The following is a 14,978-nucleotide window of genomic DNA, read 5'->3' on the forward strand; positions in this document are numbered from 1 at the left end:
TCTTTAACGCGCCTGGGCAACCGGCACATCGCTCCAGCTCGTCGTGTAGCAGGGCGACATGCATTCCCTGCGCATGCCCCAAGCTCTGGTGGTTCCGGCAGAAGCGATGGCGACCGTATTGCGCCCGTATCGACGGTTCAACGCATCCATCGCCTCCATCAGCCTCTCCGATTTCTCGCCGGCGCCATGCTGGACGAGTAGCGAGCCCTGGCTTACGGCTGCCTCGCCGATGCCGATTAGCATCACTCCGGCTTTCTTGTAGGCAAAGCCCAAGCGGTAGATTTTCTTCAGCCCGAATAGAGCGGCACGCACCAACAAGCGCGTGTCACAGCTCGGGTTGGGCAGAGGAACGGTGATGCTGTTGCTGTATTGGGGATCTTGCTCACGGAAAGGGTTGGTCTCGATAAACACCTGTACTGCTTCACACATGGAGCGCTGCCGGCGCAGCTTTTCCGCAGCGCTGGCCATATAGCTTGTTACCGACTCGCCCAGCTCGGGCAGGGTATGAACCAGTTGCCCAAAAGACCGGGAGGAGACAATCTGTTTCCTGGGCGCGACGACCTCTTCCAGCGCCAGGCATGACAGGCCGCGTAGTTCGTTACCGGTGCGCTCCATCACCACGCCGAATTTTGCACGCAGCCAAACGGAGGAGGCATCACGCAGCGCTTGCGCTGTCTTGATCCCGGCTGCATGCAGGTGTGCGCCAATACGGCGTCCTACCCCCCACACTTCGCGCACCTCGATCGCGGACAGATACGCGTTGAGTTGTGCTTGCGGCATGGATACCAGGTCGCAAACCCCATCCATTTCCGGGCGTGTCTTGGCAATGTGGTTCGCCAGCTTCGCCAGTGTCTTGGACGGCCCGATACCCACGCAAACCGGCAAGCCGGTCCACTTCCGTATTCGATAGCGAATGGATTGCCCCATATCGGTAGCGGTGGGCCAGAGATTGTCCAAGCCATTCAGACTCAGAAAACTTTCATCGATGGAGTAGGTTTCCACATTCGGGCTGTAGCCGCGCAATATCGTCATGACTCGGTCCGACATGTCGCCGTAGAGTGTGTAATTGGACGAGAGCGCAATGATATTGTGTTTTTCCGCCAGATCCTTCAGCTGAAACCAGGGCGTGCCCATCTTGATGCCGAGCGCCTTGACCTGTTCGGAACGGGCAACCGCGCAGCCGTCGTTATTAGAGAGAACGACTACCGGCTGATTTTGAAGGTGCGGATTAAATACCCGTTCGCAACTGACGTAAAAGTTGTTTACGTCCACGAGTGCAAAGATCTGATTGCCGGCAACTGTACTGCTTGCCCCCATGGCTACACCGCGAAGCGTGATACTGCCCCGACCACCACGCCCCATACCTGCAATTCCTCATGCTCACGGAAACGGATAGGCGGGTAGGCGGGATTTTCGGCGTGGAGCTCGATCACGCCGTCCTGGTGATGGAGTCTTTTGACGGTGTATTCGTTGTTGATGACGGCAAGCACGATGTGCCGGTGCTTGGGTTCGATGGAGCGGTCAACCACAAGCATATCGCCATCGTTGATGTTGGCGCCGGTCATGGAATCGCCGATTACGCGGAAGAAAAACGTCGCTGTCTTGTTGCGCACCAGGTAGGTATTGAGATCGAGGCTTTTCTCGACGTAATCGTCTGCCGGCGAAGGAAATCCGGCGGAGATGCGATGTTGCAATAAAGGCAGCCGAAGAACCGCGGGAGCGATCATCGCCGGCTGTAGGCCGGGCAGGGCAGCCGAGGCGCTGCGAGGGATGAACGGAATTATGGTCGGCATGGCAGGCAGATTCAAACCCTTATAGTAGCAGAAGTATAAAAACTTGATTCATGGGTTGATATGTGCGGACGCTTTGAACAATCCGGGACACGCAAGTATTACCTCGTGCGCTAGGAGCAGACGTTAGCGATGACCGTAAGTGGAGAGGTGGCGATCATATCCCGCTGTACAACATAGCGCCGGGTCTCTGCCCCTGGATGAACATGCTCCATCATGGGGAGTTATTATTTATCGGAATGACCTGGGGATACCGAACGCCGGATGAGACCGCTGCAAAGAGAAAGCCCTGGATAAATGCCCGGATCGAGAAAGCGCTGACAGGTCGCTATTTCAGGCACATGTTCCGGGAGGGCAGGGTCATTGTTCCGGCCGGCGGATGGTACGAGTGGACGCTGGAAAACGGCAAGAAACAGCCATGGTATATCACCCGGCGCACGGGCCAGCCTATTTTTATGGCTGGGCTCTCCAATTACAAACCTCGGGAATTAGGCAAGCCGGAGCAGACCGCTGAAGTGGGATTCGTGATCGTCACGGAGGACTGTGAAGGCGGAATGGTGGATATCCATGACCGCAGGCCGGTCGTCTTGGAGCCGGAAGACGCTTGGCGCTGGATGAACTCCGATACACCGGTTGAGGAAGCGGCGCATATTGCACAGGCAAGATCGCTGCCGACAGAAGAATTCATGTGGTGGAAAGTAGACAGGGCGGTGAACCGGGCCGATCCGAATAACAACCGGAAAGAGTTGCTGACGCCGATAAACGAATCCACGTGAGCAAACATCCCGACTAGCTGGCTTTAATCCAATTAATCCTCCAATGCTTTCTTTTGGGGTTTGAATCCCAACGTTTTCATTGGCTGTAATATCGACTGCCTTGATGCTTCATAGTCTGACCAGGGATCATTCCCTTTATCCAGCCGATCTTTAATGTTAGCTGTATTCCAGCGAACTGCGCTAGGGCCTGTTAACACAATCTAAGCGCTTCGACGATCAATGCAAAGTGGATGAAGCCTGTGAACATTACATCAAGTTTTTCGAAGCGCTTAGATTGTGTTAACAGGCCCTAGTCAAATTACTGACTTCCACGTATATGTGACAACCCCACATTATTGAAGCGAACAATGTTGCCCTCTCGGCTTCGCGCGTGCCAGGTTTTAGTCGCCTGTGGATAATTCCCCTAAGCTGCCGCTATTATTGGTATTTTCGTAGCGGTCAGAATTGTTGCGCTTTTGTTGCTGCCGCATTTGGTCAAACCCTTGGTTCAATCGGGATCATGAACCAAAAATTCCCGGCAGATCCCGGGCGCCATATACCACGCGCTCGATGCGCACGGCATCGTCAGTAATCCGAAAGAGGATGGCATAGCTGCCGACGGTCGTCATGCGCGCTTCAACGCCTATGTCGGGCCGGAGCTGGTAGAGCAGCGGGTTATGGTGTATTTCGTGGAATTTGGCGCGGATATCCTGAATGAAGCTAACCGCGCGGCGCGGGTTGTCCTGGGCGATATAGTCGGCGATATCGTCCAGATCGCCTTCAATGAAGCGGGAGAGCTCCAGCCGCACTATTTCGCCATGCCGGCGGCGTCGGCCATAGCCTGATATTTGCGTTCAAGGCGGTCGAGCACGTCATCGGCGGCAACCCCCGGGTTCTTGTCATGCAGCGCTTCCTGCCAAAGCTGGCGCAGTTCCTTGACCCCCTGCTGGCGCAGGGTGCGCTTAAATGTCCAGTCACGCAGCGCATCACGGATGACTTCGCTGCTCGAGGCGTATTCGCCCGTGGCAACGGCATTGCGGACAATGGCCACCATTTCCGGTGGCAGGGCAATACTGATCTTCTCGGTAGTGGCCATTCGACACCTCCTGGTAGAGTAGGAATTATTCATACCAAGATAGCAAAAACTGCAATTCGTGGCAAGTGACGTAGCTGTGCCATGGTTTGAGTTCTTGGTTTCCGCGAGTTCATCTTTGCGGATCCGCTGGGCCCGCTGAACAAGCGGCCTTAAAGTCAGCTAATACAGACTGCTACCCCCTTCCAGGCAGCCTGATAGCCTGGTTGTTTTCGCCGCTGCGAAAATCCGTCCTTCCCGCTTATTGCTGTCACAGGCCACGCCAGCCGCTGCCGCGGTGCGTTTCTCCTGTCATGCCCTATGATCCGCAAGCCCGGCTTGAGGCTGCAACGTGCTTGAATCCTAAACCCTGACGGCATAGGCCGAAAACCGGCCCGCACGCATCCCCTCACAAAGCGCCCCCCATCCCCGGGTGAGGGAGGACTTGTGGGGGGATAGACATTCATGCGGGGCCGGAACACCGGCCCTGCATTAGTCCGTCATTTAACCCCACCCCTGCCCAACCCTTGCCCGTGAAGGCAGGGCTGTCCCCACTCCCTTCGCCCCAGGGCGAGGCGAGGAGAGTCCGAGCGAGAGGATCTGAATTCAGCTTCTCTTTCTTGACCTCAACTTTCAGGGAGATTGTCATGTATTTTTTACCACCGCTGTTTCCATTTGGACAGGTTGTAGCCACTCCGGGCGCGCTTGCTGCCGTGGGCGTTTCACGCTTGATGCTGTGCCTGGGGCGTCACACGCGAGGCGACTGGGGATGGGCGAAGATAGATGTGCAGGCACGGCGGATGTTATATCCTCGTATCTTCAATTCAGTGCAATTCGCGCGACCATCTCAAGTTTGATTTTTCCGCCATCCCTTCTATACTTTTATATTGGGATTTGATGTCCTGTTCATCCGGTCACGGTTGAATCAAATGTTTCCTGAATAAGAAAAACATCTGAATTCTGTGTTGATTTGGCCTCGTCGGACTGGTGAATTTAGCTGATTCGGCAGCAGCCAATATAGGGGGATCCCCTTTGGCTCTAGCGGATAAAGCAACAAGCGAGCGTCAAGGCGGCGAAGGCAAGCAGACTTCCGCTGCGTTCCAGACAGTCGCTGCTCCCACGATCTCCCTGCCCAAAGCCGGCGGCGCGATCCGTGGCATTGGCGAGAAATTCGCCGCCAACCCTGTTACTGGCACCGGTTCGATGTCCGTGCCAATCGCCACCAGCCCTGGCCGCTCCGGTTTTGGCCCGCAACTTTCCCTCTCGTACGACTCCGGCTCAGGAAACGGTCCGTTTGGCTTCGGTTGGAGCCTTTCCATTCCCGCGATAAGCCGCAAGACCGACAAAGGATTACCCCAATATAGGGATGCTACGGAATCCGATGTTTATATCCTCTCCGGGGCTGAAGACCTGGTTCCGGTGCTCAAACCGGATGGCAGTCGTTTCGAAGACAGCACGTTCGCGCCAGGGTATGTGATTCATCGCTACCGACCGCGCATCGAAGGGTTGTTTGCTCGTATCGATCGCTGGACAAGCAAAGATGGGCACATCCACTGGCGTTCGATCTCCAAGGACAACATCCTCACGATCTATGGCAAAGATGAAAATTCCCGTATAGCCGATCCAGCCGATCCTCAGCGCATCTTCAGCTGGCTGATTTGCGAGACCCGCGACGACAAGGGTAATGCTGTTCTATATGAGTACAAACCCGAGAATGGCGATGGTGTCGACCTCAGCGAGGTGCACGAGCGCAACCGCGGCGAGCGCGACGACCCTCGCCGAGCGGTCAACCGCTATATCAAGCACATCCGCTATGGTAACCGTAAGCCGCTGCTGGATGACGCGGGAAAGCGGCCGCGGATGCTAACCCAAGATCAGATCGATAACGCGGGCTGGATGTTCGAGGTGGTCTTTGACTACGACGAAGATCACGTTTTCAACATAACGACCGACGCCGAAAAGCAGACGTTCGTTGCAGCAAGCGTTACTGCTACAAAACCCTGGATGCATCGCGCCGACCCGTTTTCCACTTATCGTTCGGGTTTTGAAGTGCGTACCAGCCGCCTATGCCAGCGCGTGCTGATGTTCCATCATTTTCCTGGCGAGCCAGGGGTTGGCAACGATTGCCTGGTACGTTCCACTGATTTTACCTATTCCTATGAATTCGAACCGGCCGGCGCCACCATTCCGGTTTACTCGTTCCTTGCTGCGGTCACCCAGTCGGGCTACAAGAGGGGCGCTGGGAATAACGGAAAACATCTGCAGCGCAACCTCCCCCCGGTCGAGTTTGAATATACCCAGCCCATCGTTCAGAACGATGTGAAGGATGTCGACCCTGCAAGCGTGGAAAACCTACCCATCGGTTTGGATGGTGCCACCTACCAGTGGACCGACCTGCACGGCGAAGGCATTCCCGGCATTCTTACCGAACAGGCGGGTGCGTGGTTCTATAAGCGCAACATCAGCCCCCTCGGAGAGCAACCGAAACCATCAGTTCAATTCGCACCATTGGAACGCGTCGCCAATAAACCCAACCTTACTATCGTTGGCACGCAAGGCCAGCCTGTTGCGCAGTTTATGGACCTTGCAGGCGACGGGCAGCCCGATCTGGTAGTGATGGATGGCCCCATGCCCGGCTTATACGAGCACGACGATGCCGAAAGCTGGGAGTCTTTCCGGCCCTTTACGTCGAGGCTCAATCGCGGCATGCGTGACCCCAACCTGAAATTCATCGATCTTGACGGCGACGGCCATGCCGACGTGCTGATCACTGAGGACGATGCTTTCGTCTGGTATAGCTCCCTTGCGGAAGAAGGTTTCGGCCCCGCCACGCGTGTCCAGCAAGCTCTGGATGAAGAAAAAGGTCCACGGTTGGTTTTTGCCGACGGCGACCAATCGATCTATCTCGCTGACCTCAGCGGTGATGGCCTAACCGATCTGATGCGCATCCGCAATGGCGAAGTCTGCTATTGGCCCAATCTTGGCTATTGCCGGTTTGGCGCCAAAATCACCATGGATCATTCGCCGTATTTCGACAACCCAGATCAGTTCGACCAAAAGCGCGTCCGGCTGGCCGACATCGATGGCACAGGCACTACGGACATCATCTACCTGCACCGGGAAGGCGTTCACCTCTACTTCAACCAGTCCGGCAATAGCTGGAGCGAACCGGAGGTGCTGCATGCCTTTCCGCAGGTCGACAACATTGTGTCCATCATGCCCACCGACCTGCTCGGCAACGGCACCGCCTGCCTGGTCTGGTCATCGCCGCTGCCGGGTGATGCGATGCGGCCGATGCGCTACGTCAACTTGATGGGCGGCCGCAAGCCTCACCTGCTGGTCAAGACCATCAACAACCTCGGTGCCGAAACCCGTGTCGATTACGCGCCCTCGACCAAGTTCTACCTGCAAGACAAACGCGACGGCAAACCCTGGATCACCCGGCTGCCCTTTCCGGTGCACGTGGTCGAGCGCGTCGAAACCTACGACCACATCAGCCGCAACCGCTTTGTCACCCGCTATGCATATCACCACGGCTATTTTGACGGTGAGGAGCGCGAGTTTCGTGGTTTCGGCATGGTCGAGCAGTGGGACACGGAACAGTTCGCGGCCCTGGTCGACGGCAATGTCCCAGCAGACAACATCGCCGCTACATCGCACGTGCCGCCCGTACACACCAAGACCTGGTTCCACACCGGTGTCTACCTCGGCCGCGATCACGTTTCCGACTACTTCGCCGGCCTGCTCAACGCCACCTACCCGGGAGAGTATTTCCGCGAACCCGGCCTGAACGACGCTGAAGCCCGAGCCCTGTTGCTGCCGGACACGGTGCTACCCACGGGCCTGAGCTTGGAGGAAGAGCGCGAAGCCTGCCGCGCGCTGAAGGGCTCGATGCTGCGGCAAGAGGTCTACGCCGATGATGCCGACCCGAACGCCACGCCCGAACAGACCGAGCGCGGCCGCACCCCCTACATCGCCACGGAACAGAACTTCACCATCCGGGCCTTGCAGCCCCGAGGCGCCAACCGCCACGCGGTCTTCTTCACCCATGCGCGCGAGGCGATCAGCTATCACTATGAGCGCAATGCGGCGGATCCGCGCATCCAGCACGCGCTGACGCTGGAGGTCGATGACTATGGCAACGTGCTCAAGCAAGCCGCCATCGGCTACGGGCGCCGTACACAGATTCGTGTCGTCGACGAGGAGGGGAACGTCCAGCAGGCGTTCAACCCCGGCCTCGTCGGGCTCCACGCGACCGACCAGGCCACGCAGACCACGCCACTACTCACCTACACCGAGAACCGTGTCACCAACGCCATCGAGTCGCCCGGCACCCACCGCAACCCCCTGCCTTGCGAGACAATCACGTTCGAGTTAACCGGTTATAAGGCCACTGGACCATCTGGCCGCTTCCAAGCTGCGGATCTGGTCGAGCCAGACTCCAATGCTAATGGCCAGTTGCGCCATAAATTCACAGACGAGGTCGCCTATGAGGCTGCGGCCACAATCAACCCGTGCCGCCGCCCGATCGAATGGCAACGCACACTCTACCGCCGTGATGACCTGAGCGGCCTCTTGCCGCTCCGTGATCTGCAACCGCTTGCCTTGCCCGGCGAGAGCTACAAGCTCGCGTTTACTCCGGGACTGCTCACACTGGTTTTTCAGCGCCTCCATGCGGGTCAGCCACCCGAACCCCTGCTGCCTGATCCTGCCGCCGTGCTCGGGGGCCAAGCGGGCAACCGGGGCGGCTACTTGCCAAGCCAGGCGCTCAAGGCAGACAACCGCTTCCCCGCCAGTGATGCCGATGATTACTGGTGGATTCCCTCCGGCCAGCCGTTCTTCAGCAAGAACCCCGTCGATTCCGCAGCCACTGAGCAGGCGCAAGCCCGGCAGCACTTCTTCTTGCCGCGGCGCTATCGCAACCCCTTCGCCCAAGACGCCTTCGTCGACTTTGACGCCAATGACCTGCTGATGATCGAAACCCGCGACGCCCTTGGCAACCGTGTCACGGTCGACGCTAACGACTACCGCGTGCTGCAGCCGCGCCTCGTCAGCGATCCCAACCGCAACCGCACTGAAGTGGCCTTCGACACGCTCGGCATGATGGCGGCCACCGCCGTCATGGGCAAGCCGCTGCCCGCACCCGTGGAGGGCGACACGCTCGCCGGCTTCATCCCCGACCTGACGCAGGCGCAGCTCGACACTTTCTTTGGCGCGGCCGACCCGCACGCCACTTCGTCGGCCCTGCTGCGAGACGCGACCACGCGCATCCTCTACGACCTCGACCGCTTTCGCCGCACCCGGCAGACCAACCCCAACGACTCGGCGAAGTGGCAACCGGCCTGCGCCGCCACGCTGGCCCGCGAAACTCATGCCAACGCGCCGCTGCCACCGCAGGGCTTGAAGATCCAGCTCAGCTTTTCCTACTCCGATGGCTTTGGCCGTGAGATTCAGAAGAAGATCCAGGCCGAGCCGGGGCCGCTCGACGTCAATGATCCGCAGGCGCCGGTTGTCGATCCTCGCTGCGTCGGCAGCGGCTGGACCATTTTCAACAATAAGGGCAAGCCGGTCCGTCAGTACGAACCCTTCTTTAGCGCGACCCACCGGTTCGAGTTTGGCGTCATGGTCGGCGTTAGCCCGGTCCTGTTCTACGATCCCGCCGAGCGCGTCATCGCCACGCTGCACCCGAACCATACCTTCGAAAAGGTGCTGTTCGACCCCTGGCGGCAGACCACCTACGACGTCAACGACACCTGCGTGCCGCGCAACGCGCAGACCGGGGATCCGCGTACCGACCCTGATATCGGCGGCTACGTCGCCGAGTACTTCAAGACACAGCCGGCCACTTGGCAGACTTGGCATGCCCAGCGCATCGGCGGCACCCTCGGCCAGGATGAGCGCAACGCTGCCGTGCGTGCAGAAGCGCATGCCGACACGCCCACAACTGCTCATTTCGATGCCCTTGGCCGCCCCTTTCTGACCGTCGCACGCAACCGCGTCATCTGCCCCGGCCACAACCTCGACGGCGCCGAAGACAGCTTTACCACCCGCGTCGAGCTGGACATCGAAGGCAATCAGCGCGCCGTGCGCGACGCCATCCAGCAGGTCGGCGACCTGCTCGGCCGCCTCGTCATTCGCTACGCCTACGACGTGGTGGGGAACCGCATACACCAGCTCAGCATGGAAGCCGGCGCGCGCTGGATGCTCAACGACGTAGCCGGCAAACCCATCTGCGCCTGGGACAGCCGCGGCCACAACTTCACAACCAGCTACGACGCGCTGCGCCGCCCGCTGGAGCAGACCGTGCGCGGCACCGGCGCGGATTCCGATCCACGCACGATAGGCCGTGACATCCTGGTTGACAAGATCGAATACGGCGAAGGCATCGCCAACGCCGAAGCGCTCAATCTGCGCACTCGCATCATTCGCCACTTCGATTCCGCCGGCGTGGCCACCAACGCCCGGCTCGATGGCAACGACAACCCAATCGAGGCCTACGACTACAAAGGCAATCTGCTGCGCAGCACGCGGCGCCTAGCTAGCGACTATATCGCCATTCCCGACTGGCTGCTGAACCCACAGCTCGACGCCGAGACCTTCGTGGGCAGCACCCGCTACGACGCGCTCAATCGTCCTGTCCAGTTCATCGCTCCGCACAGCAGCCTGGCCCGTGCCAAGCTAAATGTCATCCAGTTGGTGTTTAACGAGGCTAACCTGCTGGAGCGGGTGGACGTGTGGCTGGAGCGCGCGGCAGAGCCCGCTGCGCTGCTGGACCCGAACAACGAGGCCCCATCCGCGGTCGGCGTCGCCAACATCGATTTCGATGCCAAGGGCCAGCGCCTGCGCATCGACTACAAAAACGGCGCCAGCACCTTCTACAGCTACGACCCGCTCACCTTCCGGCTTACGCAACTGCTTACCCGGCGCAACGCGGTTGCCTTCCCCGACGACGACCCCCAGCCTCCCATCGCCGGTTGGCCGGGCAAACAAGTGCAGAACCTGCACTACACCTACGACCCGGTCGGGAACATCACACACATCCAGGATGATGCGCAACAGACAATCTACTTCCGCAACCAGCGCGTCGAGCCGAGAAACGACTACACGTACGACGCACTGTACCGGCTGATTCAGGCCGGCGGGCGAGAACACCTGGGCCAGGGTGGCGCGCCGACCGCCCATTCGCACGACGACGCTGGCCGGGTGGGCCTCGTCAGCGCCGATGCGGCTGGACGCTTCGCCCCCAACGACGGCAACGCCATGGGCACGTACATCGAACGCTATGTTTACGACGCCGTCGGCAACTTCCTGCAGATGCAGCATGGTGGCAGCGACCCAGCACACGCGGGCTGGACGCGCGCCTACGACTACCTGGAAGCCAGCCTGATCGAAGAAGGCATCGGCGGCACGCTGCTCAAGACTAGCAACCGCCTGACCCGCACCTCGCTGAACCCGTTGGGCAGCACCCCGCAGCCGGAAACCTACCTGCATGACGTCCACGGCAACTTGGTGCGCATGCCCCACTTGGGCGGTGGACTGCCAGGGCCCAACATGCACTGGGACTACAAGGAACAGTTGCGTCAGACCAATCTGGGGGGCGGCGGCACTGCCTTCTACGTCTACGACGCCTCGGGCCAGCGCGTGCGCAAGGTGTGGGAGAAGGCGCCGGGTCTCAGCGAAGAGCGCATTTACCTTGGCGGCTTCGAGATATACCGCAAATATGAAGGAAACATCGCTGGCTCCATCGGCGCGAACACCGCCACTCTGGAGCGCGAGACGCTGCACGTGATGGACGACAAGCAGCGCATCGCTCTGGTCGAGACGCGCACGTTCGACACGCCGGGCGACGACCCAGCGCCGCGACAGCTCATCCGCTACCAGTTCGGCAACCACCTCGGCTCTGCTTGCCTGGAGCTGGATGAGCAGGCGCAGATCATTTCCTACGAGGAATACGCGCCCTACGGTTCTTCGACCTATCAGGCCGTACGCAGCCAGACCGAGACGGCGAAACGGTATCGATATACGGGGAAGGAGCGGGATGAAGAGAGCGGGTTGTATTACTACGGGGCAAGGTATTACGCGGTTTGGATCGGTAGGTGGGCCACTTGCGATCCCAAAGGCCTTGCCGCTGGTATCAATGTATATCGCTACTGTTCAGACAAACCCATTGACCGGGTAGATCCTGACGGTCTGCAGGAATGTACCGCGTCACCATTCGTTTGCGATCCGAAGTACTACAAAGATCCGAATTCATCGCAACAGCCATCGGCGAATAATGACAAGACGCTGTTGAATATTCCCGCAGGCGTTGGTGGCGGGCTCGCCACATCAGCACCTCCTCCTCTTCCGAAGGGAGCTCCACCTGTCAACATGGCTGAACGCCACGTACTGAGCAATCTCAATTTTTGGAAGGCTGTAAAGGAGGGGGTCGAAGCAGGAAATTCGTACTTAACCGAAACCCTTTCAGAAGCGAAATTAAATGAACTCTATCGGGAAGCGTTTGCCACTGGACCAAACCGAGGTTCAGTCACGCTCAGCAATGGCCAGACCTGGTTCATAGAAAAGGCGACTGGAAAGTTTTTTCCGACGCGAGGACCGGGCGTTGTAAATCTCATGCAACAAGAGGTGCGATTCTTAGAAACCCTCTCAAAGCAAATAAAAGAAGGAGTATCTGCCGAACAGGCCCTGAAGAACATGGGCCGGGCAATGGGTGGACAAAAGTATACGTTGACCGAGCAAATGCAAGTTGCTCTCTCCAAATTGTCGACGAAATTAGGCTATTCGAGCGAAACTCTCGGCCGAGCAATTGCCCCGCACCTTCCGGCATCCGCGAACGTAAACATGCCTGCCGAAGCTGAAGCTGCTGCGCAGCTAAAAGCAGCTGGCAGAGCATTCCGCTTTGTGAAGTGGGGGGGGCGAGCCCTGTTGGTGGTTGGTTTGGCGATCGACGCATATGAAGTCTATCGATCCGAAAACAAGCCTAAGACTATTACCAAGAAAGTTGGTGCGTGGAGCGCGTCGCTCGCGGCAGGCAGCTACGCCGCCGGGGAAGCGTCCCCGCTCTTGGCGGGAGGTCCTTGGGGATGGGTCGGCTACGGAGTTATTGTTGGTGGTGCTGGCGTGGGAGGCTATTTTGTTGGAGGCAAAGTTACAGAAACCATTTATGAATGGACATTCGAATGAAGGCGAAAATATGAGTATGAAAACGGTGAGCATAGCTCTCTTCTATGAGCACCCCGACGCGGGTACGTGGTCGCTGCTCGACTTGTGCCAGTATAAGGGGGTAATAGCCCCTAGTGATTTGGAGCCCGGAGCCTTTCTTAATGCATATGGTGCAATTCGAATGTATTGCGACCGGTTTAAATGCTTCCTGCAAACAGGAGCTGCTGGTGATTTGCGGAGTTATAGTAATTTCCTCTTGGAGTCATTGCTCTCATCCAGCAACCACGAGGTTGCAACAATGTTCAAGGGCCTTTCTGTCGGGACTTCTTTTCTTGATTATGAAAATGTCGTCGCGGGGCTCTTTCAAGAGAATCAAACTATGCTCGTTCTGCAGGATTCTGGAAGCTCATACGATTTGTCATATCTGGATCCAAATCGGAGTGCACCGGAACACCGGCTTAGCCCGTATTTCGTCAATCTACGGATTGATAAAAAAGCGTGGAAAGTGGCCGCCGTGGAGGCACTTGACGAGTATTTTCTTGTGGCTGAGGAACGGCTTACATTCGGCAAGAATGCCTCGCTACTGAATTTGGTTTCCTCTTGGCGATTATGTCGCGACTATTTCGTTGCATCAGCTGCCTAACAGGGCTACGTGACCATCGAACTTAAGAATTTGGCCAAAAACGAAAGTAGGGTGACATGACCGCCGAGAGAATCAAACCGCCGGTGGAAGGTGGAAACCACTTTTATTGGCGGCCGGAATCTTTGCTGCAATTGGTGTCGGTATCTTTCACGCGGGACGATATTTTGATTGGCGGTGAGCAATTGCCAACAAAGAATTTATATTTGTTATGGTCGCTTAACCTCTTCACCGGCCTAATTGACCCTCGACGGCGTGTTCGGTTGATGAAGGCAAGTCATCCTATCATCGCGAGTGGGAGACGTTGCGTAGGTGGGCATGGATGCGGGCAGTCAGAGACGCAGTTGTTACACTAAGACGAGATGTTCGAGGAAATGTGCACATGAACCTGTGCTCATCAAACGAATGCCGTGATTCCCAAACCGATGAGAATAACAATTTGGGGAGGAGAGCATTGTTTCGACTGGAAAACTGGCAGAAGGATCAATTCCTTCGTTTTTTGGGATTGGATCGATAAAGCGATGTGTTGGGATAAAGGGAGAAAACGTGGCTTGAGGTGGTGAATGACATGCACTTGCGGACTTTTTAACGCTATGAAGAGGAGAAAACCATGAGCAACTCAAATGAAGTCAACTGGGATCTATCGATATGGAAAGGTATCAACGACGCTGTTGTGGCGGAAATGGGGAAGGTGAGAACCGCGCAAAAAGTGTTTCCCACCACCACCTTTGACACGTGCCCAACGGAGATTCCCAACGACGTGATTGATTTTACCGATCTCAGTATTCAGGAAGGCAGCACTAAGCCTTTCGTTGAAATCTATCAAGAGTTCCCTCTGACTAGCACACAGGTGGTTAAAGAATCCGAGCTTCATACCTGTAAAACACTGGCGCGAATGGCGGCCAAGGCGATTGCACTTGCAGAGGATACTGTCATCTTTCAAGGCCACACCGGTAAACTTCCAGCTAATGTGAAAGCCGATCTCATCGGTTCAGCAGGAGCGGGCCTATTGGGGGAAGCCGATCCAAAAGATGTGGATGATAAGGACCCGAACAAAGTTAGCGTGCCGATTGAGGTTCCGAGGGCGGCTGATCATAAACCAGGGGTTTTGTTCGGAGAGAATATTTTCTCGGCGGTTGCCGATGGCATTGCGAAGCTAACTGCCAAGGCGCAGGCACCCAAGTTTGCGCTGTTCTTGCCTGTGAAAACCTACGCTGACACTTATGTCCCTCCAAGCGATGCTAGTTTGGTGACCACCGCGGAAAGGATCAAACCGCTTGTTGAAGGGGGATTTCTGGAAGCCGTCACCTTACCGCAGGACAAAGGTCTCTTGGTCGCGCTTGCCGGTGATCCCACTAGTCTTTATCTGGGCCGCGAAGCAACCACGGAGTTCGTGCGCAAGGAGGGTTCGAAGTACTTTTTCCGGGTTGTTGAGCGCATTCAATTCGTGGCGCGCGACCCACGGGCATTTGTGTTACTTAAGTTTGATCAATTGGGATCGGCAAGCGGGGGCCAATACGATAAATCAACATGAGACGCTGCTTCGTTGCAAGAGATTC

The 14,978-nt window shown here is 57.4% G+C and carries 9 protein-coding genes; 5 read left to right on the top strand and 4 right to left on the bottom strand.

Annotated elements, in window-relative coordinates; all coding sequences use genetic code 11:
* Positions 1 to 3 precede the first annotated feature (3 nt).
* A complete protein-coding gene (locus KJS40_RS14905; RefSeq protein ID WP_244859794.1) occupies positions 4 to 1,362 on the bottom strand; it encodes a Y-family DNA polymerase in 1,359 nt (452 codons plus the stop codon).
* Positions 1,320 to 1,793 carry a translesion error-prone DNA polymerase V autoproteolytic subunit gene (gene umuD, locus KJS40_RS14910; protein ID WP_348529562.1) on the bottom strand — a complete coding sequence of 158 codons (474 nt, stop codon included), beginning with the start codon at positions 1,791 to 1,793 and terminating at the stop codon, positions 1,320 to 1,322. The genes KJS40_RS14905 and umuD overlap by 43 nt, the downstream gene beginning before the upstream one ends.
* An 80-nt stretch (positions 1,794 to 1,873) precedes the next feature.
* Between umuD and KJS40_RS14915 the strand changes: the two genes are divergently transcribed.
* Entirely contained in the window at positions 1,874 to 2,566 is a 693-nt protein-coding gene (locus tag KJS40_RS14915) for an SOS response-associated peptidase (protein ID WP_348529563.1), read from the top strand.
* 497 nt (positions 2,567 to 3,063) lie between these two features.
* Here the strand turns inward: KJS40_RS14915 and KJS40_RS14920 are convergent, their stop codons facing one another.
* Complete coding sequence (locus tag KJS40_RS14920) at positions 3,064 to 3,354, bottom strand: type II toxin-antitoxin system RelE/ParE family toxin (protein WP_213539888.1); 291 nt, start codon at positions 3,352 to 3,354, stop codon at positions 3,064 to 3,066.
* Positions 3,354 to 3,641 carry a type II toxin-antitoxin system ParD family antitoxin gene (locus KJS40_RS14925; RefSeq protein WP_213539889.1) on the bottom strand — a complete coding sequence of 96 codons (288 nt, stop codon included), beginning with the start codon at positions 3,639 to 3,641 and terminating at the stop codon, positions 3,354 to 3,356. The genes KJS40_RS14920 and KJS40_RS14925 overlap by 1 nt, the downstream gene beginning before the upstream one ends.
* Before the next feature lie 623 nt (positions 3,642 to 4,264).
* On the opposite strand from KJS40_RS14925, the gene KJS40_RS14930 reads away from it, so the two are divergent.
* The 4 genes from KJS40_RS14930 to KJS40_RS14945 all read left to right on the top strand — a co-directional run bounded on the left by KJS40_RS14930 (position 4,265) and on the right by KJS40_RS14945 (position 14,953).
* The gene (locus KJS40_RS14930; RefSeq protein ID WP_213539890.1) at positions 4,265 to 4,474 is read left to right on the top strand and encodes a hypothetical protein; all 210 of its coding nucleotides are present in this window, start codon (positions 4,265 to 4,267) and stop codon (positions 4,472 to 4,474) included.
* Positions 4,475 to 4,649: 175 nt separating this feature from the next.
* Positions 4,650 to 12,800: a SpvB/TcaC N-terminal domain-containing protein gene (locus KJS40_RS14935; RefSeq protein WP_213539891.1), complete on the top strand. Its 8,151-nt coding sequence runs from the start codon at positions 4,650 to 4,652 to the stop codon at positions 12,798 to 12,800.
* Positions 12,801 to 12,810: 10 nt separating this feature from the next.
* Positions 12,811 to 13,422 (top strand): hypothetical protein, encoded by a 612-nt coding sequence (locus KJS40_RS14940; RefSeq protein WP_213539892.1) that lies wholly within the window; start codon positions 12,811 to 12,813, stop codon positions 13,420 to 13,422.
* Between the two features lie 607 nt (positions 13,423 to 14,029).
* Positions 14,030 to 14,953: an encapsulin gene (locus KJS40_RS14945; protein ID WP_213539893.1), complete on the top strand. Its 924-nt coding sequence runs from the start codon at positions 14,030 to 14,032 to the stop codon at positions 14,951 to 14,953.
* Positions 14,954 to 14,978 lie beyond the last annotated feature (25 nt).

Origin of the sequence: Nitrosospira sp. NRS527 (assembly GCF_018406445.1) — a bacterium.
In the GTDB taxonomy this organism is placed as follows: Bacteria; Pseudomonadota; Gammaproteobacteria; order Burkholderiales; family Nitrosomonadaceae; genus Nitrosospira; species Nitrosospira briensis.

Excerpts from the sequence above, each read along its gene's own strand:
- KJS40_RS14905 (WP_244859794.1), bottom strand. The coding sequence starts at position 1,362 with ATGGGGCGTGGTGGTCGGGGCAGTATCACGCTTCGCGGTGTAGCCATG.
- umuD (WP_348529562.1), bottom strand. The coding sequence starts at position 1,793 with ATGCCGACCATAATTCCGTTCATCCCTCGCAGCGCCTCGGCTGCCCTG.
- KJS40_RS14925 (WP_213539889.1), bottom strand. The coding sequence starts at position 3,641 with ATGGCCACTACCGAGAAGATCAGTATTGCCCTGCCACCGGAAATGGTG.
- KJS40_RS14930 (WP_213539890.1), top strand. The coding sequence starts at position 4,265 with ATGTATTTTTTACCACCGCTGTTTCCATTTGGACAGGTTGTAGCCACT.
- KJS40_RS14940 (WP_213539892.1), top strand. The coding sequence starts at position 12,811 with ATGAGTATGAAAACGGTGAGCATAGCTCTCTTCTATGAGCACCCCGAC.
- KJS40_RS14945 (WP_213539893.1), top strand. The coding sequence starts at position 14,030 with ATGAGCAACTCAAATGAAGTCAACTGGGATCTATCGATATGGAAAGGT.